The organism is Candidatus Eisenbacteria bacterium (assembly GCA_035577985.1).
Taxonomy (GTDB): domain Bacteria; phylum Desulfobacterota; class Binatia; order DP-6; family DP-6; genus DATJZY01.
In genome coordinates, this window is sequence record DATJZY010000057.1 from 101,105 (window position 1) to 122,718 (window position 21,614).

General features: G+C 68.9%; 20 protein-coding genes. 15 read left to right on the forward strand and 5 right to left on the reverse strand.

From position 1 onward, the window contains the following. Positions 1-71 precede the first annotated feature (71 nt). The 12 genes from dnaE (at position 72) to VMS22_09435 (ending at position 12,286) form a co-directional block, all read left to right on the forward strand. Positions 72-3,584 (forward strand): DNA polymerase III subunit alpha, encoded by a 3,513-nt coding sequence (gene dnaE / locus VMS22_09380; GenBank protein HXJ34236.1) that lies wholly within the window; start codon positions 72-74, stop codon positions 3,582-3,584. A gap of 8 nt (positions 3,585-3,592) precedes the next feature. Then, positions 3,593-4,864, forward strand: a complete 1,272-nt coding sequence (hflX, locus tag VMS22_09385) for a GTPase HflX (GenBank protein ID HXJ34237.1) — start codon at positions 3,593-3,595, stop codon at positions 4,862-4,864. Then, the gene (locus VMS22_09390) at positions 4,858-5,427 is read left to right on the forward strand and encodes a CDP-alcohol phosphatidyltransferase family protein (GenBank protein HXJ34238.1); all 570 of its coding nucleotides are present in this window, start codon (positions 4,858-4,860) and stop codon (positions 5,425-5,427) included. Before hflX ends, VMS22_09390 begins: the two co-directional genes overlap by 7 nt. A 34-nt stretch (positions 5,428-5,461) precedes the next feature. Further along, positions 5,462-6,199 carry an SDR family oxidoreductase gene (locus VMS22_09395; protein ID HXJ34239.1) on the forward strand — a complete coding sequence of 246 codons (738 nt, stop codon included), beginning with the start codon at positions 5,462-5,464 and terminating at the stop codon, positions 6,197-6,199. Between the two features lie 60 nt (positions 6,200-6,259). After that, positions 6,260-7,231, forward strand: coding sequence for a MoxR family ATPase (locus tag VMS22_09400; protein HXJ34240.1), 972 nt, complete (start codon positions 6,260-6,262; stop codon positions 7,229-7,231). Positions 7,232-7,248: 17 nt separating this feature from the next. After that, on the forward strand, positions 7,249-8,655 hold the full coding sequence (locus VMS22_09405; GenBank protein ID HXJ34241.1) for a VWA domain-containing protein: 1,407 nt from the start codon (positions 7,249-7,251) through the stop codon (positions 8,653-8,655). A 61-nt stretch (positions 8,656-8,716) separates the two neighbouring features. Continuing rightward, on the forward strand, positions 8,717-9,232 hold the full coding sequence (locus VMS22_09410) for a bifunctional nuclease family protein (protein HXJ34242.1): 516 nt from the start codon (positions 8,717-8,719) through the stop codon (positions 9,230-9,232). Between the two features lie 9 nt (positions 9,233-9,241). Then, positions 9,242-9,973: a hypothetical protein gene (locus VMS22_09415; GenBank protein HXJ34243.1), complete on the forward strand. Its 732-nt coding sequence runs from the start codon at positions 9,242-9,244 to the stop codon at positions 9,971-9,973. A gap of 59 nt (positions 9,974-10,032) precedes the next feature. Beyond that, entirely contained in the window at positions 10,033-10,317 is a 285-nt protein-coding gene (locus tag VMS22_09420; protein ID HXJ34244.1) for an osmoprotectant transporter permease, read from the forward strand. Between the two features lie 129 nt (positions 10,318-10,446). Beyond that, positions 10,447-10,683 (forward strand): LysM peptidoglycan-binding domain-containing protein, encoded by a 237-nt coding sequence (locus VMS22_09425; GenBank protein HXJ34245.1) that lies wholly within the window; start codon positions 10,447-10,449, stop codon positions 10,681-10,683. Between the two features lie 23 nt (positions 10,684-10,706). After that, positions 10,707-11,192: a hypothetical protein gene (locus VMS22_09430; protein ID HXJ34246.1), complete on the forward strand. Its 486-nt coding sequence runs from the start codon at positions 10,707-10,709 to the stop codon at positions 11,190-11,192. A gap of 134 nt (positions 11,193-11,326) precedes the next feature. Continuing rightward, entirely contained in the window at positions 11,327-12,286 is a 960-nt protein-coding gene (locus tag VMS22_09435) for a hypothetical protein (protein HXJ34247.1), read from the forward strand. Between the two features lie 46 nt (positions 12,287-12,332). Here VMS22_09435 and VMS22_09440 read toward each other — a convergent pair whose 3' ends face one another. Together VMS22_09440 and VMS22_09445 are read right to left on the reverse strand one after the other, a co-directional pair. Next, positions 12,333-13,181 (reverse strand): isocitrate lyase/PEP mutase family protein, encoded by an 849-nt coding sequence (locus VMS22_09440; GenBank protein ID HXJ34248.1) that lies wholly within the window; start codon positions 13,179-13,181, stop codon positions 12,333-12,335. Between the two features lie 58 nt (positions 13,182-13,239). Then, entirely contained in the window at positions 13,240-15,270 is a 2,031-nt protein-coding gene (locus tag VMS22_09445; GenBank protein HXJ34249.1) for an LTA synthase family protein, read from the reverse strand. An 83-nt stretch (positions 15,271-15,353) separates the two neighbouring features. Between VMS22_09445 and VMS22_09450 the strand changes: the two genes are divergently transcribed. From VMS22_09450 to VMS22_09460, 3 genes are read left to right on the forward strand one after another with little or no spacing between them, the layout of a single operon-like run. Continuing rightward, positions 15,354-16,886: a class I adenylate-forming enzyme family protein gene (locus VMS22_09450; GenBank protein ID HXJ34250.1), complete on the forward strand. Its 1,533-nt coding sequence runs from the start codon at positions 15,354-15,356 to the stop codon at positions 16,884-16,886. An 11-nt stretch (positions 16,887-16,897) separates the two neighbouring features. Continuing rightward, positions 16,898-17,152, forward strand: coding sequence for a phosphopantetheine-binding protein (locus VMS22_09455; protein HXJ34251.1), 255 nt, complete (start codon positions 16,898-16,900; stop codon positions 17,150-17,152). Then, positions 17,149-18,513 carry a hypothetical protein gene (locus VMS22_09460; GenBank protein HXJ34252.1) on the forward strand — a complete coding sequence of 455 codons (1,365 nt, stop codon included), beginning with the start codon at positions 17,149-17,151 and terminating at the stop codon, positions 18,511-18,513. The genes VMS22_09455 and VMS22_09460 overlap by 4 nt, the downstream gene beginning before the upstream one ends. A gap of 114 nt (positions 18,514-18,627) precedes the next feature. Here VMS22_09460 and VMS22_09465 read toward each other — a convergent pair whose 3' ends face one another. The 3 genes from VMS22_09465 to VMS22_09475 form a co-directional block, all read right to left on the reverse strand. Next, positions 18,628-20,319, reverse strand: coding sequence for a methyl-accepting chemotaxis protein (locus tag VMS22_09465; GenBank protein ID HXJ34253.1), 1,692 nt, complete (start codon positions 20,317-20,319; stop codon positions 18,628-18,630). 169 nt (positions 20,320-20,488) lie between these two features. After that, complete coding sequence (locus VMS22_09470) at positions 20,489-20,803, reverse strand: hypothetical protein (GenBank protein ID HXJ34254.1); 315 nt, start codon at positions 20,801-20,803, stop codon at positions 20,489-20,491. Positions 20,804-21,153: 350 nt separating this feature from the next. Next, positions 21,154-21,576 (reverse strand): hypothetical protein, encoded by a 423-nt coding sequence (locus VMS22_09475; protein ID HXJ34255.1) that lies wholly within the window; start codon positions 21,574-21,576, stop codon positions 21,154-21,156. Between the last annotated feature and the right edge of the window lie 38 nt (positions 21,577-21,614).

Below are 21,614 nucleotides of genomic sequence, written 5' to 3' on the forward strand. Positions count from 1 at the left end.
CCGCCGCGGTCGCACGGTAGCGTGCCGCTCACCGCAGTTCTGGACGACCGGGGGAGGGGAAGCACGGGGCGATGTCATTCGTCCATCTGCATCTGCACACGCAGTTCTCGCTGCTCGACGGGGCGAACAAGATCAAGCAGCTCCTGCCCCGCGTGAAGGCCGCCGGCATGCCGGCGTGCGCCATCACCGACCACGGCAACATGTTCGGTGCCGTCCAGTTCCACCACGAGGCGGTGCGGCACGGCGTGAAGCCGATCATCGGCTGCGAGGTGTACGTCGCCCCGAAGAGCCGCTTCGACAAGGAAGGGCGCATCGACGACTACGAGGCCGGCGGCAACTACCACCTGATCCTGCTCGCGATGAACCGCGACGGCTACCGAAACCTCTGCAAGCTGGTCACGGCGGGCTACCAGGAGGGCTTCCACTACAAGCCGCGGATCGACAAGGCGCTCCTTCGCGAGCTGAACGGCGGGCTCATCGCGCTCTCGGGCTGCCTGCGCGGCGAGATCGCGCACAGCCTCATGATCGGCCAGCGCGCCAAGGCCTTCGCCGCCGCCGAGGAGCTCGCCGCGCTCTTCGACGACCGCTTCTACCTCGAGATCCAGGACAACCGCCTGGACAAGCAAGAGGCCGTGAACGCCGAGCTGATCGACCTCGCCAAGCGGACCGGCATCCCGCTCGTCGGCACGAACGACTGCCACTACCTTTCGTGCGAGGACGCCGCCGCGCACGAGGCGCTCCTGTGCATCCAGACCGGCAAGACCTTTTCCGACGAGCGGCGCTGGAAGTTCGAGACCGACCAGCTCTTCGTGAAGAGTCCGGCGGAGATGGCGCAGGCGTTCGCGCACGTTCCCGGCGCCGTCGCGACCACGCTCGACATCGCGAACCGCTGTGATTTCGAGTTCCGGCAGCAGTACCAGTTTCCCGTGTACGCGGTGCCGGCCGGCGAGACGCTGGAGGACGTCCTCGAGCGCGACACCCGCACCGGGCTCGACGAGCGCCTGAACGCCCGCCGCACGCTCGGCACGCACCCCGAGGACGAGGCACGCTACGAGGAGCGGCTCGCCTACGAGCTCGGCGTCATCAAGCAGATGGGGTTCGCGGGCTACTTCCTCATCGTCGCCGACTTCATCAACTGGGCGAAGAACCAGGGCATCCCCGTCGGGCCCGGGCGCGGCTCGGCGGCCGGGAGCCTGGTCGCCTGGGCGTTGCGCATCACCGACCTGGACCCGATCGAGCACGGGCTCCTCTTCGAACGGTTCCTCAATCCCGAGCGGCGCTCCATGCCCGACATCGACGTCGACTTCTGCTTCGTGCGCCGCGACGAGGTGATCCGCTACGTGAAGGAGAAGTACGGCGCCGACCGTGTGGCGCAGATCATCACGTTCGGGACCCTCAAGGGCAAGCAGGCGATCAAGGACGTCGGGCGTGTGCTCGACTTCACCTTCGCCGAGACCGACCGCATCACGAAGCTCTACCCCGAGCCGAAGCAGGGCAAGGATTTCCCGCTCGGCAAGGCCCTCGAGATGGAGCCGAAGCTGGTCGAGATCCAGAACTCCGGCGAGCGCGAGGCGCACCTGTTCGACCTCGCGCTGCGGCTCGAGGGGCTCCTGCGCAACTGCTCCAAGCACGCCGCGGGCATCGTCATCTCGCCGCAGCCGCTGACCGAGGACCTGCCGCTCTGGATCGACAAGGACGGCGCCGTCGTCACGCAGTACACGTTCACCGACGTCGAGGCGATCGGCCTGATCAAGTTCGACTTCCTGGGCCTGAAGAACCTGACCCTGATCGCGAACATCGTCCGGCTGATCGCCCAGAGCCGCGGCGCGACGGTGCGCCTCGACGAGCTGCCGCTCGACGACGCGGCCACCTACAAGGTGCTGCAGGACGGCGACACGGTCGGCGTCTTCCAGGCCGAGTCGGGCGGGATGCGCCGGATGCTGGCCCGCCTGCGCCCGTCGTGCTTCGCCGACGTCGTCGCCGCCCTCGCGCTCTACCGGCCGGGACCGCTCGACAGCGGCATGGTCGACGAGTTCATCAAGCGCAAGCACGGCAAGGACAAGATCAGCTACCTGCACCCGGCCCTCGAGCCGATCCTGCGCGACACCTATGGCGTCATCGTCTACCAGGAGCAGGTGATGCAGATCGCGCAGGAGCTGGCGGGCTACTCGCTCGGCGACGCCGACAACCTGCGCCGCGCGATGGGGAAGAAGAAGGCCGAGGAGATGGCGAAGGAGCGGCAGCGCTTCCTGGCCGGCGTGGCGAGGCGCGGCACCTGCGAGCCTGCCGTCGCCGCGGCGATCTTCGACCAGATGGAGACCTTCGCGGCCTACGGCTTCAACAAGAGCCACTCCGCCGCCTACGCCGTCATCACGTACCAGACCGCCTATCTGAAAGCCCATCACCGGGTCCCGTTCATGGCCGGGCTCCTTTCGCTGGAGGCCGGCGACACCGACAACACCTTCAAGAACATCGCCGAGTGCCGCGAGCACGGCATCGCGATCCTCGCGCCGGACGTGAACGAGAGCCGTGACGACTTCACCGTCGTGGGCGATGCGATCCGCTTCGGTCTCGGGGCGGTGAAGGGCGTCGGCTCGAAGGCGATCGAGGCCATCATCGCGGCCCGGGAAGGGGAGGGGCCGTTCACCAGCCTGCACGACTTCTGCCTGCGCGTGCGGGGACAGGTCGTGAACCGCAAGGTGCTGGAGAGCCTCATCGCCTGTGGCGCCTTCGACTCGATCGAGCGCAACCGCGCCCGCCTGTGGACGGCGCTCGACGACGCCCTCAAGTGGGCGAACCTGCGCGCCGAGGAACGCACGAGCCCGCAGCTCGGCCTGTTCGCGGCAGGGCGCGGCGGCGCCGTCGACACGACGCCGCCACCGCTCGCCCCCTGCGAGTCGTGGAAGGCCGAGGAGGAGCTGCGCCACGAGCGGGAAGCCATCGGGTTCTTCATCACCGGGCACCCGCTCGACCGGTACCTGAAGGATCTGCGGAAGTTCACGACCGTGACCATCGGCACGCTGCGCACACGCGGCGCCGAGCTGCCGGCGCCGGCCAACGGCGACCGTCCCGGACGCGACAGCCGGCCGAAGGTGAAGCTCGGGGGCGTCATCAACTCGATCCGGCTGCGCAACTCGAAGCGCGGCGAGCGCTATGCGACCTTCACCCTCGAGGACAAGGAAGGCACGGTCGAGGTGATCGCCTGGCCCGACACCTACCGCCGGCACGAGTCGACGATCACGGCGGGCGAGGCGGTGGTCGTGTCGGGCGGGCTCGACATTTCCCCCGAGCGCTGCCAGATCATCGCCGACGAGCTCATGCCGCTCGCGACCGCCCGCGCCGAAGCAATCCGCCAGGTCCACGTGAACGTGCCGCTCGAGCGCGTCGGCCGTCCGGGCCTCGAGCGGCTGCGCGACACCCTCGCGACCTTCCCCGGCTCCTGCGAGGCGTTCCTCCACCTGATTCGTCCCGATGGATCCGAAACGATCGTGGCCGTCCCGCCGACGATTCGCGTCGCCGCCACGGACGAGGTGGTGGAAGCCGTCGAGCGCGTGGTCGGAAGCGGGATGCTGTCGTTCCGTTGACGACGCGGATGCACAGCACGGCGCCGGTCGCCGAGCGCGCGATCCTGGTCGGCGTGGCGCTCCCCAAGGCGCGCATTCCAGTCGAGGAATCGGTGGCGGAGCTCGCGCGGCTGGCGGATACGGCCGGGCTCGAGATCGTCGGGCAGGCAGTGCAGCCGCTGCGGCGGATCCATCCGGCGACGTACATCGGCGCGGGCAAGGTCGCCGAGATCAACGAGCTGCGCCAGGCGACCGACGCCAGCGTCGTCATCTTCGACGATCCCCTGTCGCCGGCCCAGCAGCGCAACCTCGAGAAGGCGCTCGCCTGCAAGGTAATCGACCGCAGCGCCCTCATCCTCGACATCTTCGCGCAGCGCGCGCGCACGACGGAGGGCAAGCTCCAGGTCGAGCTGGCGCAGCTCCAGTATCTCCTTCCGCGCCTCACGCGCGCGTGGACCCACCTCTCGCGCCTCGGCGGCGGCGTGGGGACCCGTGGGCCCGGCGAGACGCAGCTCGAGGTGGATCGCCGCCGCGTGCGCGAGCGGATCACGACGCTGCGCCGCCGACTGGGCGAGGTCGAACGCACCCGGCGGGTGCAGCGCGGCGAGCGCACCGCGACACCGACGCCGACCGTGGCGCTCGTCGGCTACACGAACGCCGGCAAGTCGACGCTGATGAACGCGCTGACGCAGGCCGGCGTGCTGGTCGAGGATCGCCTCTTCGCAACGCTCGATCCGACCGTGCGGCGGCTCCGGCTCCCCGGCGGCCTCACGATCGTGCTCGCCGACACGGTCGGCTTCATCCACAAGCTGCCGCACCAGCTCGTCGAGGCGTTCAAGAGCACGCTCGAGCAGCTCCGCTCGGCCGACCTCCTGCTGCGCGTGGTCGACGTGTCGCACCCGAGCTGGCGGGAGCATCAGCAGGTCGTCGACGAGGTGCTGGAAGAGATCGGCGCCGCCGGCGTGGCGTGCCTCCAGGTGTTCAACAAGGCCGATCTCCTCCCGCCCGACGAGCCGCCGATCGCGGTGGGCGACGACGCGGTGCTCATCTCGGCGCGCACCGGCGCGGGCCTCGATCGGCTGCTCGCGGCGATCGAGCGCGACGTCTCGCGCGGGCTGGCCCGCGTGCGGCTCGTGATGCCGACGGGGCGAGGCGACCTCGTGGCACGCGTCCGAGCCGGCGGCACGGTGCTCGAGGAGTACTACCGCGACGGCACCGTCACCATCACCGCGCTCGTACCCCCGAAGCTCGCCGGGCAGCTCCGGAAGGCACTCGACCGTACGCCCGCCCGTTCATGTTGAACGTGCCGAACTTCCTGACGCTGCTGCGGATCGTCGGGATTCCGATCTTCCTCATCTTCCTGGTCGACGGGCGCTATCCCGAGGCGCTCGGCGTCTTCGTGGCGGCCGGGGTCACCGACGCGCTCGACGGCGCGATCGCGCGCCTGACGCACACCAAGACCACCCTCGGCGCCTACCTCGACCCGGCGGCCGACAAGCTCCTGCTCCTGTCCGCCTTCATCACGCTCGGGTTCATGAACGAGGTGCCGCGCTGGCTGACGGTCGTCGTCATCTCGCGCGACGTCGTCGTGGTACTCGGCTACTTCCTCCTCTTCACGATGACGCAGCAGACGATGGAGATCCGTCCGAGCATCAGCGGCAAGCTCAGTACCTTCTTCCAGCTCGCCTCGGTGGCGCTCGTGCTGGTGGGTCTCGTGCGACCCGACCTCGTCGCGCCGCTCCTCGAGCAGACGTGCTTCTACGCGGCCGCGGCCCTCACGACCGCGGCCGGCGCGCAGTACGTCTACCGGGGCCTCGTCTGGGTGCAGTCGCGCGGGCAGAACAACCTGGGCACGCCGGCATAGCGTCGCGCGGACGGGTCCGCTAAAGGTCGCCGTCGTGGAACTCCGGGGTCGCTGGGCGCTCGTCACGGGGGCGGCGAAGCGCGTGGGACGGGTCATCGCGCTCGAGCTCGCCGCCCGCGGCGCCAACGTCGTCGTCCACTACAACAGCTCGGCTCCCGACGCCGCGGCGACGGTCACGGCCCTGCGCGCGAAGGGCGTCGACGCGGTCGCGCTCCGCGCCGATCTCGGCGACGCGACGAGCGTGCGCCGCCTCGCCGCCGAGGCCGAAGCGCGCAGCGCGGGCGGCCTCGCCGTCCTCGTGAACAGCGCCTCCAACTACCTGCGGACCCCCTTCGACGAGATCACCGACGCGGCGTGGAGCGCGAGCGTCGACGTGAACCTCCGCGCGCCCTTCCTGCTCGCCTGGGAGATCGGCCGCGCCATGCGCGGGCGCGGCGAGGGCGCGATCGTCAACATCGCCGACTGGGCCGGCGAGCGGCCCTACCGCGACTACCTGCCGTACTGCGTCTCGAAGGCGGGCGTCATCGCGCTCACGAAGGCGCTCGCGAAGGAGCTCGCACCCGCCGTGCGCGTGAACGCGGTCGCGCCAGGCCCCGTGCTGCTCCCCGACGACTTCGGACCGGAGCAGGTGGCGGCGGTGCGTCGCGCGACGCCGCTCGGCCGCATCGGCACGCCCGAAGACGTGGCACGTGCCATACGCTTCCTCGTCGAGGAGGCGGCGTTCTCGACCGGGACGATCCTGCACGTCGACGGTGGCCGCGCGATCGCGTGATCGACGCTCGCGTTTGATTGCCTGGGGTTGGGGCGTGTGTTAGCGTCCGCGCCCGCTACCGTGTTTGCTTCCGTCGACGAGGTCATCCAGCGCTTCGAGGCGCTCAAGTACATCACGAGCCGCACGATCGGCACCGTCGTCTACCTCGCCGCCAAGCTCCACAAGCCGATCCTGGTCGAAGGGCCGGCCGGCGTCGGCAAGACGGAGCTCGCCAAGGTCCTCTCGCAGGCGCTCGGGCACGAGCTGATCCGGCTCCAGTGCTACGAGGGTCTGGACGAGCCGAAGGCCCTCTACGAGTGGGAGTACGCGAAGCAGCTCCTCTACACGCAGATCCTGAAGGACAAGATCAGCGAAGTGGTGGGGAACGCCAAGTCGCTCACCGAGGCCGTCGATCGCATCGCCACCGAGGACGACGTCTTCTTCAGCGACCGCTTCCTGCTGCCGCGGCCGCTGCTGAAGGCCGTCACGTCGTCGCACCCGTGCGTGCTGCTGATCGACGAGATCGACAAGTCGGACGCCGAGTTCGAGGCGTTCCTGCTCGAGATCCTCTCCGACTTCCAGGTGAGCGTGCCCGAGCTCGGAACGCTGCGCGCCAAGCACATCCCGACGGTCGTGCTCACGAGCAACAACGCGCGCGAGATGTCCGACGCGTTGAAGCGCCGCTGCCTGCATCTCTACATCGACTTCCCCGATCGAGCGCACGAGCTGGCCATCGTCACCCTCAAGGTGCCCGGCGTCGGCGAGCGGCTCGCCGGCGAGGTCGTCTCGCTCATCCAGCGGGTGCGGAAGCTCGACCTGAAGAAGGCCCCCAGCATCAGCGAGACGCTCGACTGGACGCGCGCGCTGCTCCTGCTGAACGTGCAGAGCCTCGACGAGGACCTCGTGAGCGAAACCCTCTCGGTCATCCTCAAGTACGAGGCCGACATCCGCAAGGCGCAGCAGGAGCTGAAGGACTTCCGCGAGCTCCAGCGCGCAAAGCAGAAGCAGACCGCCGCGCCCGCCGACGGGGGCGACAAGGACGTCCTGCACTAAGGCGCCGGCAGCCCGCCATGAACACGAAGCTCGTCGAGTTCTGTGGCCTGCTGCGACAGAACGGGCTCCGCGTGTCCGTCTCCGAGACCATGGACGCGTTCCGTGCGCTGGGTACGGTCGGCCTCGCCGATCGCGACACGGTGCGCGCGGCGCTCCGCGCCACGGCCGTGAAGCGTGCCGTCGACGTGCCGACGTTCGAACGCCTGTTCGACCTCTACTTCTCGGGGCTCGGCGACACGATCCAGGAGATCACCCAGGCGACCCAGGCCGCGCTCGAGCTCGACAGCGACGCCTTCCAGCGCATGCTGGAGGACCTGCAGCGGTTCCTCGAGGAGCAGGGCATCGAGCTCTCGCCGCTGGCGAAGGCGCTCCTCCAGGCCGACACCGGACGCCTCGAGCAGCTGCTGCGCGAGGCCGCGGCGCGCGGGCAGCTGGGCGATATCCAGCACAGCTTCCAGGAGGGCAAGTTCACCCACGCGATCGCTCAGGCCCTCGGCCTCGGGAACCTCGCCGGCGAGATCGAGGGGCTGAAGGGCGCCTTCGGCGGCCTCGACCCCGAGACCGGGCGGCGCTTCGGGCAGCTCCTGGACCGGCGGCTCCAGGACCTGGCCGACATGATGAAGGCGATGGTGCGCCAGGAGCTCGACCAGCAGGACGTCGACCGGCGCGACCGCCAGGGCATGCAGGCGCTCGCCGAGAAGAGCTTCTTCTACCTCACCGAGGACGAGATGCGGCGCATGCAGGAGGCGGTGACGAAGCTCGCCCAGCGGCTGCGCAACGTGGTGGCGCTCCGGCGCAAGCGAGCGCGGCGCGGCCGCTTCGATTCCAGCCGGACCCTACGCGAGAACCTCCAGTTCGGCGGCGTGCCGTTCCGCATGTTCTTCGACCGCAAGCGCAAAGACCGCCCGCAGGTGATGATCCTCTGCGACGTGTCGGATTCGGTCCGCAACGTGTCGCGGTTCATGCTGCAGTTCGTGTACGCGCTCCAGGACCTCTACTCGAAGGTCCGCAGCTTCATCTTCGTCGCCGACATCGGCGAGGTGACGCAGCTCTTCACCGAGCACGAGGCCAACGTCGCGCTCGACACGGCGCTCACCGGCAACGTCATCAACGTCTACGCGCACTCCGACTTCGGACGGGCCTTCAAGGCCTTCCACCGCGAGTTCCTGCAGGCGGTGAACACACGCACCACGGTCATCATCCTCGGCGACGCCCGCAACAACTACAATCTGCCGCACGAGTGGGCGCTCAAGGACATCCACCTGCGCGCCAAGCAGATCATCTGGCTCAACCCCGAGAACCGCATGACGTGGGGATTCGGCGACAGCGAAATGGACCGCTACGCGCCGTTCTGCACGATGGTCGAGGAATGCCGCAACCTGAACCAGCTCTATCGCGTCGTCGATCGCATCGTCGCTGCGTGAGCCGCGCGTTGACCTCCCACCGGGGGTGGTGAAGAATGCACTGCAGGGGGTCGGGCCGGCCATGAATCGCGACAACTTCATCCTGATGACCGTGGGTGGGCTCACCCTGGATCCCGTGACGAAGACACCGATCGTCATCCTGCGGGATCCCGACAACAAGCTGAACCTCCCGATCTGGATCGGACTGCTCGAGGCGACCGCCATGGCGGCCGAGCTCGAAGGGATCCAGATGGCGCGTCCGCTCACCCACGATCTGCTGCGCAACGTACTGGGCGAGCTCGGCGCGACGGTCGACTGGATCGAAGTGACGGAGCTGAAGGACAACACCTACTTCGCGCTCATCTACCTGCGGGTCGGCGACCGGCAGCTCACGATCGACGCGCGCCCCTCGGACGCGATCAGCCTCGCGCTGCGCACGAAGAGCCCCATCTACGTCGCCAAGGCGGTGCTCGAAGCCTCGAGCGTGCTCCAGCAGATGGAGGATCCGCGCGATCCCGACCTGTCCAACGTGTCGCGCGACAAGTGGGCCGAGATCCTCGAGAAAATGTCGCCCGACGACTTCAAGTACAAGATGTAGGGGGAGGGGATGGCCGAGGCCGACCACATCAAGCTCTCGCGCAAGGACCTGCGGGAGCCCGACGAGTTCCAGGCGCTGACCGCCCAGGCGACGGAATGGCTGCGCGCGAACCAGTCGGCGGTGGTCGGTGGCGTCTCGGCGCTCGTGGCCGTGGTCGCGATCGTGCTCGGAATCGCCTGGTACTCGTCACGTCAGGCGGAGACCGCGGCCGCCCGCTTCCAGACGGCGCACATGCTGTACCAGACGGGCAAGTTCGCCGATGCCGCGACCGAGTTCCAATCGGTCGCCGCCGCGTATCCACGCGCGCCGATGGGCCGGATCGCCGCCCTGTACCGCGCGCACGCGCTGCTGCAGCAACCCGACCCGGCGGCCGCTGCGCTGGCCTACGGCGAATACCTCGCCGGCTCGCCCGCGACGGAGTACCTGCGCCAGGAAGCGCTCGTAGGGAGCGGTCGCGCGCAGGAGGCGTCGAAGAACGACGCCGCCGCGCTCGACGCCTATCGCCAGGCGGCCGACATCGCCGGACCGTTCCATACGCAGGCGCTGGCGGCCGAAGCGCGGCTCGAAGACGCCGCCGGCAACGCCGAGAAGGCGAAGACCCTCTACGCCGAGCTGCTGAAGGCGCCCGACCTCGACGCGGCGACGCGGCAGGCGATCCTCGCCAAGCTGCCGCCGGGCCAGGCTCCTGCCGGCGCCACGCCCCAAGCAGGGGGCGACGCGGCCGACGACGACGCCGAGTAGCCACCGGGGGCCCGGACCGATCGCCCTCCGTGCGGGCGATCGTGCTACGAAGCCCTTCGATGAAGGCCTTCTGGTTCCTGTGGACGATCGACGCGCTGGTCGCGCTCGTCTTCCTGTACTTCTTCTTCGTCGGGCTCGCCGACGGCTCCGTGTCGTCGTTCAACATCGGGCTGTGGTCCGTGGTTCTCGTCGCGCTGGCTGGGATCGTCCTCGGAAGCCTGCATCTCAGGTCGGCAGGCCGCATCGGCCCCGCCATCAAGCTGCTGGGGCTTCTCGCGGTGCCGGCGATCGGCGTCGGGCTGCTCTTCCTGGCCGTGCTGATCACCCACCCGCGCTGGAACTGAGCCGCGACCCCACGGCGCCGTGCGCATCGCGCGGAGGCGGGAGGCCCCGCGTCGATAGGGTATTGTCAGGCAGGACCGGCTGGGCTACGGCGCGGATGAGTCCACCGCGACAAGGAGGGCCCGGACGCCATGGCTGACAAGAAGGCCGATTTCTCGGACGTCCAGAGCGGATCGTCGTCGACGGCGCCGACGGTTGCGGGATCGCGCACCTATACGGTCGTCGCCGGGGACAATCTCTCGAAGATCGCGAAGAAGCTCCTGGGTGACGCCAACCGGTGGAAGGAGATCCACCAGCTCAACGCGGACACGGTGAAGAACCCGAACCTGATCCATCCGGGTCAGGTGCTGAAGATCCCGGATCGCTGAGCACCCAAGAAGGGAGCCAACCGATGCGCATCCGAAGCCTGATGATCTCCGTCGTGGCCGCGGGGCTCGTGGCGGGCGCCATCGCCTGCTCGAAGTCCGAAGCCCCGCCGCCGCCTCCCGCCAAGCCCGCAGCCCCGCCGCCGCAGGCTGCCGCGCCACCGCCTGCGCCGCTGGCTCCGGTTCCGTTCCGTGTCGTCACGGTGGACCTCGGAAAGGCCGTCGGCACCGACAAGAAGGTGGCCCAGCCCACGACGACGTTCGCCACCACCGACACGATCTATGCGTCGATCGTGAGCGAGGGGGCTGCGCCGTCGGTCGCCTTGACGGCGCGCTGGACCTACGAGGACGGCCAGCTCGTCAACGAGAGCTCCCAGGCGATTGCACCGACCGGGCCGTCGGCGACCGAGTTCCACATCGCGAAGCCGAGCGGCTGGCCGACCGGGAAGTACAAGGTCGAGATCTCGGCCAACGGCGCGGTCGTGTCCACCAAGGACTTCGTCGTCGACTAGGAAGTCTTGGGTCGGTCCCCCAGCCGTTTGCCACCGACGCGCCGGGTCGCTAGGGGGAGCGGCACACAGTCGAACCCTGCGCGCGCTCGGGGGGACATCGCGCGCGGCGCGGGCCATGGAAGGGAGACTCTGCGATGAGCGTACGGCTGTTCTGCGTCCTTGGCTTGTTGGTGGCGGTGGGGAGGGGAGGGCAAGCCCTCGGCGCGACGTCCTCTTCGGAGCCCGAGCGGGTCGGCGTATGGGACGCCGCGATCGAGTCCTTGACCGGAGACGTCTACGCCGAGCCCACGAAGTGGCGTCCTCTCTCGCTCGGCACGTTCTTCTCCGAGGGGTGGGATCAGGCCTGGGCGAGCCCCGTCAACGGATCGGGCGGCGCCCCGCGCCAGGGATGGATCGGCGCCGCGGACGGCGTCTTCTATCGCCTCATCATCGGCACGTTCTCGTACGCGCACGATGCGAACGAGAACGGGAACGCGTACACCGGACCCGCCTTCACGCTCTACACACCGCTCAGCCGTCGCTTCGAGCTCCGCTACGACCTGCCCCTGCTGGTGAGCAGCAAGGGCTCGACGTCGCGCTACCACACGGCCGCGGGCGACATCGCCATCACGCCGCGCGTGATCCTGTCGGAGTCGCAGGACCTGACGCAGTCGTTCGGCGTGTCGTTCCGGGCGCCCACCGGTGACGAGATCAATGGCAACGGGATCGCCGCGATCACGCCCGCCTACGAGTTCTGGAGCAATCCGTGGCAGAAGCTCGTCGTGCGAGGCGGCGCCAGCATGTCGGTCCCGTACGGTCACGACTCGTTCGACGAAGCCGGCGCCCGGAACACCTTCGGAGCAAATCTGGCGGCCGGCTACTACTTCACGGACCACGATGCGACGCCGTTCGGCGACCTGGTCTTCTCCGTGGGAACCACGCTGACCCAGGCGACCGACGATCGCGGGCCGAACACCACGACCCTGATCTTCACCCCGGCCTTCCGGACCCACGTGGGTTGCAACTGGTACCTCCTCGCCGGCATCGACGTCCCGGTGACCAACCCGGATCCCTACGACTATCAGCCGACCGTCGGCGTGATGAAGGTCTTCTGATCTTTCGGCCGCGACGCGATCGCGGTCGGGCACGCGGCGCCTGCTCTCAGCGCTCCGGGTTGGCCGGGCGCCCGAGATTCGCGTTCAGAACGGCGGTGCAGTCGGCGACGCCGATTCCGCTGTGCCCGCGCGCGAGGGTGCCGTCGTGCTCGCGCAGCGCGACCATCGCATCCTCGATCGCGCTCTGCGCGGCGAACAGGCACGGCGTGCTGTAGATCGCGAGCGAGGCGCCGGCCTCGCGCAGCTCGCCGAGAGTGCACGGCGCCGACTTCCCCCCGGCGATCTGGTTGAAAGCAACGGGAACGCGCACGCGTGCCCGGATCGCCCGTAGGACTGCGAGGTCCTTCAACCCGTCAGCCAGGACGGCGTCGGCGCCGGCGTCCGCATAGACGGCCATGCGGCGCACGATGTCGTCGGGGTCGGACGAGTCGGTGCGCGCGATGACGACCAGGTCGCGTCGGGCGGCGAGTACGCGCTCGAGCTTCGGTACGTACTCGTCCACGTCGAGGATCTGCTTGCCGTCGAAGTGGCCGCAGCGGCGCGGCCGGCGCTGGTCCTCGAGCACGACGGCCGAGGCCCCGAGTCCCTCGAGCACCGTGACGACGTGGGCCGCGACCTCGGGGTCCCCGTAGCCGTCATCGATGTCGACGAGCAGGTGGTGCTCGGGTAGCACGGCCCTCAGCCGCTGTACGAATGCGGCGATCTCCGACCACGTGACGAAGCCGACGTCGGGGAGGCCGTGGTGGCTCGCGGCGAAACCAAAGCCGCTCACGAAGAGGGCGTCGAAGTGTCGGGCCGCGAGCGCCGCGGAGAAAGCGTCGTAGATCCCGATGAAGGGCAGGATCTCGCAGCTCGCGATCTCACAGCGCAACCGGGCGCCGGGCGTCGTCCTCATCGAGCTCTCGTCGCGTCCGTATAAGCAGCGACGCGGGCATGAGCAAGTGCGAGCGTCGTCACGGGCCGTCGCCTCCCCACCACGCCGCCAGCGCCTCGTGTCCCAGGGCATCATCGCCGGGGAACACGCGCTTCTCCCGGGTGAGCCGGTCGGTGGTCTCGAACACGGCCACGTACTCGCGCGTCAGACGCCTGGCGACCTCGGGCTGCTCGGCCTCGACGTCCTTCGGGACGATCTCGGACGCCGCGACCTTGAAGAGGTCGTGGTTGCCGTTGGACGGCGCGAAGCGCAGCGCGTAGGCGTCGCGTACGTAGAGGCTGGAGTTGTAGGTGCTGCTGATGACGCCGCGCTCGACCGGACCCGGCGCGAGCAGATTGATTCCGACGCCGGCGTACGGATGCGATCCCTCGAGAAGGCCGAGGATCGTGGGCAGGATGTCGACGTGGCTTGCGCGCGTCGCGCGCCGGTCATCCCAGCGCTCCCCGCGTCCGAACAGGGCCGGCCCGTACAGGATCAGCGGAACGCGGATGCGCTCGAGCATACTGTCGGTGAATGTGATGCTGGTGTGGTCGCCGACGATGACGAAGAGCGTCTTGTCGAACGCCGGCAGCTCGCGCCGCAGCCGCTCCATGAACGCGCCGATGCTGTCGTCGGCATAGCGGAAGGTCGCTTGGGGTCCCTGGAGCGGCGCACCGGCTCCCGGAGGAAGCTGCCACGGCGAGTGGCTCGTCGAGGTGACCACGTGCGCGGTGAACGGCTGGGGCGCGTGCACGAGCTGGTCGGCGACCAGCTCGAGCAGCGGGCCGTCGTAGATCCCGAGCCCGGTCGAGGCCGTCGCGGTCCGGTCGCCGAGCCGTGCCGCCAACTGCTCGTACCCGAACGCCTCATAGCCCTGATTGCCCATGAAGAGCAGGAAGTCGTCGATCCGCTGGCGGAATCCCGCGAAGAAGTAGTGATGACGCCGCCGGGGGCCGAGCGCGCGCGCCAGGGCGCCGTAGCGACCGTTGACCTCGTGCGGGAAGAACCGCGATACACCCTCGCTGACCGCGTAGGTGCGGTGCAGGCTCGTGACGATGGCGAACGTCGACCCGTCGGTGGCACAGAAACTCTGCAGCACGGTCGGAAACAGCAGGCCGTCTTGAGCGAGCTGGCGGAGGTGCGGCGTGAGCGGGCCGTCCACGACGTCGCGCTCGAGGATGTTACTGCCGAAGCCCTCCACCTGGAGCAGGATCACGTTGCGCACGCCGAGGCCGCTTTCACCCTCGATCGTGCGCAGCAGGGGGAAGCGTGCGTCGCCGGCTGGAAGGGCGAGCAGTGCGGTGGTTTCCCGCAGGGCGGATTCGGCGTCGATCCGGTAGTGATGGCCGTGTCGGGTCAACATCACGGGGACGAACTGGATGAGGTCGAGCAGGGGGTTCATGACGGCCTGGTTCAGCATGTAGTCGCCGAACTGGGCGTAGTACTTGCTGGAAGCCGCGTCGATTCTGCGGTGGCCCAGCGCGCCGCTCTTCTGGCTCGGGACGGCCTCGAGATTGAGGGCCAGCAGCAGCAGCAGCGTCCCGACCGCGCCGACGAAGGCGCGCGGCCGCCACAAATCGAGGTGCTCGCCGGTGTGCGGCCGCGCGTGCCTTCGCGCGAGGATAGCTCCGCCGACCAGCCCGAGCGCCACGGCGAGCGGCACGCTCGGATACTCGTAGAGGAACGGCTCGAGTGCCAGCCACAACTCGCGCGGCTGGGAGACGTTGGCGATGACGTTCTCCCAGACATGCTGGTTCCGCTGATGGAAGAAGAGGAGGTTCGAGACGATCGCGAACAAGTTCAGGCAGGTGAAGGCCCAGAGGGCGACCAGGACCAGGCGCGCACGCAGCCGGCGCATCGCGAGCGAGAGCACGCCGATGACGATCCCCTCGATCGCGAGCAGAGCCACGTCGAGACGGAGCCCGTACAGCACGACCTCGACCTCCGCGTTGCGGGCGGTAGGATCCGCGAAGAAGGCGAGGAAGGCGATCCGGTACCCCATGAAGAGGATCAGATTGCCTGTGAGCAGGAGGACACACTTGCGTACCAGCGACGGGCGAGGTCCCACCACGGGCGGAGTGTACCGATAACGGACCGGCGGGTCGACCGGCGTTCCTTGCTCTGGCCCGCCACCCCGAGTTAGGAGTCCCGACCGTGTTCCTGGATCTCCAGGTCGGCAATCTGTCGGAGCCGGTGCGCGGTCGGCGCTGGACGCGGGCCGAGGTCCCGCGCGAAGTTGTGGCGCGGGCACAGCGGCTCGTACGCCGGGGGCTGGGTCCTGGCGATCGGGCTTTGCTGCTCTTCGGCAACCGGCTGGAGTTCTTCGCGGAGCTGCTCGCGATCTGGCGCGTCGGCGCCGTCGCTATCCCGCTCGACGCGCGGCTCACGGCCTTTGAGGTGGAGACCCTGGCTGGTGCGGCACGCCCGCGACTCGGCCTCGTCGACGACGGTACCACCGGCGCCGTGCGCGGCGCGCTCGCCACCGCCGGCGTCGGTATCGTGGACGCCATCGAGCCGCCGGGTTCGGCCGCTGGTCCGCCCCTGCCGGCGCGGGCGAAGCTCGATGACGACGCGCTCATCCTCTTCACCTCCGGCTCGACCGGGAACCCGAAGGGTGTCGTGCACACGCACCGCTCGCTGCGGGCTCGCTGGATCGCGCTGCGGCAGGCGCTCGGCCTCGACGCGTTCCGCCGCACGCTCTGCCTGCTGCCGACGCACTTCGGGCACGGGCTCATCTGCAACGCGCTCTACCCGTGGCTTTCGGGGCAGGACCTTCTCGTGACGCCGCCGTTCCAGCCCGACCTCCTCATGCGGCTCGGCGCTCTGGTGGACGAGCACGAGGTGACCTTCATGTCGTCGGTGCCCTCGATGTGGCGCCTCGCGCTCAAGCTCGCGAAGCGGCCGCAGAAGGGCACGCTCGAGCGGGTCCACGTCGGCTCGGCACCGCTCTCGGCACAGGCCTGGCAGGACATCCGCACCTGGACCGGCACGCCCGCCGTTTGCAACGCCTACGGCATCACCGAGACCGGGAGCTGGGTCGCGGGCCTCGCCGGGCACGACGTCGTCCCCGAAGACGGCCTCATCGGAGAGGGCTGGGGTGCAGTGGTGCAGGTGCTGCGCACCCGCGAGGGCGGCGTGCCCCTCGACCCGTCGCAGATATGCGAGGTCGACGAGCCGGGCTTCGTGTGGTTGAACACGCCCGCGCTGATGCGCGGCTACCTCGATCGCGACGACTTGACGGAGCAGGTGGTGTGCGAGGGCTGGTTCCTCACCGGTGACATCGGCGTACTCGACGCGACGGGCCGGCTCGTGTTGCGCGGCCGCGAGCGCGACGAGATCAACAAGGGCGGGACGAAGATCTATCCGGGCGACGTCGACGCGGTGGTCGAGCGCTTTCCGCATACGACCGACGTGTGCACCTTCGCGCTCGACGACCCCGCCTACGGCCAGAACGTCGGCATGGCGGTGGTGCTCGACGACGGGAGCCCGGCAACCCTCCGCGCGCTGCACAGCTGGATGAAGGACCACCTCGCCGAGCCCAAGATGCCGGTGCGCTGGTACCTGATCGACGCGATCCCGCGGACCTCGCGGGGGAAGATCAATCGCGATCACGTGAAGGAGCGCTGCACCACGCTCGAGCCGCTCGACTTGACGACCGTGCTGCATTCGAGCGGAGCCGGACACTGAGCGCCGCGCTGGTGACGCGGGCCGAGCGCGCCACCGCGCTACGGGCGTTCCTGCGTACGATCCAGAAGCCGGGGCTGCCCGTCGAGGGCCTCGGCGAGGACGAGGGCCTCGTGACCTCGGGACTCATCGACTCACTCGCGATCCTGGAGATCGTGACCTGGCTCGAGGAGCGCTTCGGCATCGACTTCGCGACCCTCGGCCTCGATCCCGGAGAACTGCGCTCGATCGGCAGCATCCTCGACCTGATCGGGCGCGAGACGTCATGAGTCGCGGGGCAGGGCCCGGCACCCGCCTTCGCGCCCTCGTGCAGTTCCATGAAGATCCCGCGCTGCTGTCCTGGTGGACGGCGCGGGTGGCGCCGGTCGTCGGCTGGCTGGACGCGCCGCGCCGTCGTCGCCTGCTTTCTCTCGCCGCGCTGGCGTTCGCGGTGGAGCGCATGGACGATCGATCGGACGGGCCGGCGTGGGCCGTGTGGCTCGGGGCGCCTATCCTCGTGGGGCTCTGTTGGGGCGTGTGGCGCGTGGCGCTCGAGCTGCGACGGATGCCGCTCGCCGTGCGAAGCCGCCCGCAGCTCTTCCTGCATGCCGTGCTCGCTTTGGGTCTCGTCGCCTTCTGGACGGCGCCGGCGGGGGCCCCGCGACAGCTGCTCGCTGCGATCGTGCCGATGCTGCCGTTCGTCATCTGGCGGCTCGGCTATCTCCTCAAGACCGGGCAGCGAGGGAAGCTCGCGGGGACGAAGCTCGCCGACCACCTCTTCTATCTGTTCCCCGCGTGGGGCGGCACGAACACGCCCTACGGGAAGGGGTTCGACTACCTGACCGGGATCGAGGCCCGGACGGCCGAGGCCTTCGCGCGCTCGCAGCTCGCGGGCGTCCGGCTGATCCTGCTCGGGCTCGTCTGGCGCGGCGTCGTCGAGATGATGGCGGCGGCCGTCTATGCGGACCCGAAGAGCCCGCTCACGAGGGTGCTCGGTGGCTGGACGCTCGGGGTGCCGAGGCTTCCCGATCTGGTGCCGCATCCCGGCAGCGCGCCGCTCGGCGTCGTCTGGTTCAGCCTCTACCTCGAGCTGGTGTGGGTGACGCTTCGGCTCGCCATGAAAGGGCACGTGATCATAGGAGTGCTGCGCCTCTTTGGCTTCAACGCCTTCCGCAACACCTACAAGCCCTTGCTGGCGGAGTCGGTCGTCGAGTTCTGGAACCGCTACTACTACTACTTCAAGGAGGTGCTCGCCGAGTTCTTCTTCTTCCCGACCTTCGTGCGCCGCTTCCGCCACCACCCCCAACTGCGCATCGCCGCGGCCACCTTCGCCGCCGCATTCGCGGGCAACATGTACTACCACACCATCGAGCAGCCGGCGTTCCTCAGCCGGAGCCTGGCGGGGACCTGGGCCGTGATGCACTCGCGGCTGCTGTACTGCTTTCTCCTGGCGTGCGGGATCACCATCTCGATGCTGCGCGAGCAGCGGCGACGCGGCATGGACGCTCCCGCCGGCGGAGCCGCCGGCCGGCTACGGCGCATCGCCGGGGTGTGGACGTTCTTTGCGCTCATCCACGTGTGGGCGCTCCCGGGCCGTGATCCGGACATCTTCGGCCGCACGCGCTTCTTCCTGTCGCTCTTCGGCTGGTAGCGCGATCCGCGCGAGCTGGGGGTAGGGGGCAAGGAGGTCGCACGTCAACACAAAGTACGTAATGTCCGCTTCTCCCATGCCGCCCGGCGGCGGTGCTCAGTTGCACGACCCGGGTCAGAACTCTTCGAAGGCGCTCGTGGACTCCCACACGTTCGTCCGTGGGCGGGCGGCACGCGCCGCAGCGACGGTCGGCGTCGCTTCCGCGTTTGGTTCTGCGAGGGCCGGCGCCGGCAGGGTGGTCGGCGCCGGATCGACGTCGAGCTTGAACCGCCCCACGAGGGTCTGGAGCTGGTCGGCCTGCGAGGTCAGCGACTGCGCCGTGCCCGACACCTGCTCGGTCTGCGCGGCCGTCGATTGCGTCACGTGGTCCATCTGTGCGACCGCGCGGTTCACCTGCTCGATGCCCTGCGACTGCTCCTGCGACGCGGCGGTGATCTCGGCGATGATGTCGGTCACGCGACGCACGGACGCGACGATCTCCTCGAGCGTACGGCCCGAGGTGTCCACCAGCTCCGAGCCCGCCTTCACCTTGTGCGCCGAATCCTGGATGAGACCTTTGATCTCTTTGGCGGCGGCGGCCGATCGCTGTGCGAGGGTCCGGACCTCGGCGGCGACGACCGCGAAGCCGCGGCCGTGCTCGTTGGCGCGCGCGGCTTCGACCGCGGCGTTGAGCGCGAGCAGGTTCGTCTGGAAGGCGATGTCGTCGATGACGTTTATGATGTCCGAGATCTGCCCGGCGGCCTGATTGATGTCGCCCATCGCCCGCACGGCCGCCGTCACCACCTGACGGCCCTTGTCGGCGGTGTCGCGCGAGGCGGTCGCGAGCTGGTTCGCCTGATGGGCGCTGTCGGCGTTGCGCCGAACCGCCGCGGTGATTTCCTCGAGCGTCGCCGCCGTCTCCTCGAGGCTCGAGGCCTGCTGCTGCGCGCCGCCCGAGAGCTGCTGGCTCGCGGTCGCGAGTTGGCGCGCGGTGCCGCCCGTCCACAGGGCCGCCTGCGTCACCTGCTTCACCATGTCCTGGAGCTTGTCGACCGATCCGTTGAACCAACGGGCCATTTGACCGATCTCGTCCGAGCTGGTCGCCGGGAGGCGACCGGTGAGGTCGCCCTGCGCGAGATTGCGCAAGACCGCGACCGTCTGCTCCATGCGCAGCGTGATCGAGCGGGAGATGAGCCAGGAGAGGAGGCTCGCGACGATCACGAAGCCACCGCCGACGACGAAGAAGGCGACGATGCGATGGCGCACGAGGCGATCGACTTCGTCCTCCTTCGCCTCGTTGCGACGGTTGGCCATGTCGATGACTTTGTCGATCGCGGCGCGGTGCTCGTTGTACTTCGTCTTGAGCGGCCCCTGGATCAGATCGCCGATGGTCGCGAGATCACTCTTGCGAAGGGCGGGCAGGAACTGCTGATCGACCAGGTTGAAGAAGTCCTCGGCCGCCCGGTACGTGTCGGCCAGCAGTGCCGCCGTCACCGGATCGTGCGGCAGCGTTTGCTTCCAGTACTCGTAGCGCTCGGCCGATACGCGCCGCAGCTCCTGGTAGTGCTCGATGATCGCCTTGCGGGTGCCGGGCTCCGTCTCCTCGGCCATGAGGTAGACCAGAAGGAAGGGCTCCACGATGTTCGCACGCGGCGGAACGATGTCGGTGATGAGGTCCTTCCCGAGCGTGATGTCGGAGTAGTAGGGGCCGTTCACCTTGACCGTCTCGATGGTTGCGTAGACGTACACGGCGAGCAGCGACGCGCCGATCGCGAGGACCACGGCCAACCCCGTGAGCCGCGTCTTGATGCTGAGACGAACCCCCATGGACACACTCCCTTCAGGCCCGCGGTCAGGCTGAACGAGGCAAGACGCGTGCCGTCCCCCGCGCCGAATCAGGCGCCGGGGCGCCTTGCGGCGCGGGGGAGGGGAGTCAGCCTCCTGACGCTCGGAAGAGCGTCCTGACAGGGGGACCGGCACCCTCGCGCCGGAGCACCTACTGCCCCGTGGCTACGAAGAGATCCGCGCTGTTCTTCTTGACGCGTGTGTGGTCCGCCGCCCAGCAGATCCCGATCCCGTCCTGATCGGTCCGCTTGAGCTCCACGACCACGTCAGCATCTGTCGGGATGGGCATGGCGGGGAGGAAGAGGTTCGTTCCCGCGCCGATCGCGTCGAAGCGGGAACGGCCGGCGGCGCCGGCGCGAAGACGGAGGTGCGAGAGTCCGCCTGGCGCGCGCGGGTTGTCGTAGACGTAGCCGCGCTTCTTCCCCTTCCAGCAGCGCCGGCGACCGGGGCACGAACCCGCGGCCACGACGCCGGCGGTCGCTGCATGTCCGGCCCCATCATGCGTGCAGAGCGCATACCCCGTGGACTGAAGCGGATTCCCGAAGTCCGACGGCGACGCGGCGGGTCCGCCGCGCAGCGACCACGTCAGCCGCGAACGCGAACCCCGGCCACGCGCCAACACGAGGGATGCGTCGTTCGCGGTCGTCGATCGACCGCACTCGCCGGGCGTTCCCAGACAACCATTGTATATGTCGCGCACACCGCAGGGAGCACACGGAATCATGGTGCCGCTGCACGCGCGGTGGTGTCGGTCAAGCTGTGGAAAATCCGATGGCCTCCCACCGACGCAATCTGGTCGCGTTTGCTGCTCCTTCATCAATGTGACGGAGTGGCAGCGGTGAGCCGCTTCCACGTTTCTTCGTCAACGACCTCTTGCCGATACGTGGCGTGACAGCCGACGCAGGCTTGCAGGGTCCGGTCGAGCGAGGACAGGACTCCCGCGCGGTCGCCGCGCCGAGCGGCCTCGCCTATGGTGTCGGCCGTGCGATGAAAGTTGAGGGCCATGGGCGTAAATTCCGGTGCCGCCGCGCCCATGTGCTCACACATCTGCCCCATAGCTTCAGAGTAGCCGATGCGTGCCGCCGCTTTGGCAACGGCGTCCATGTCGTCTCGACCGATGGCCGCGATGATGGCTTGGATTGCAGCAAGATGCTCGCGCATGTTTTGCTTCTGGTGCTCAGCCATCATCGCCGGGAGGGGAAGCGCTTGCCGCGTGTCGCCTGCGCTCTTGGACATCATCGAGTGCTCCTCCGCTCGGGTCCGTGCGCAGACGAGCA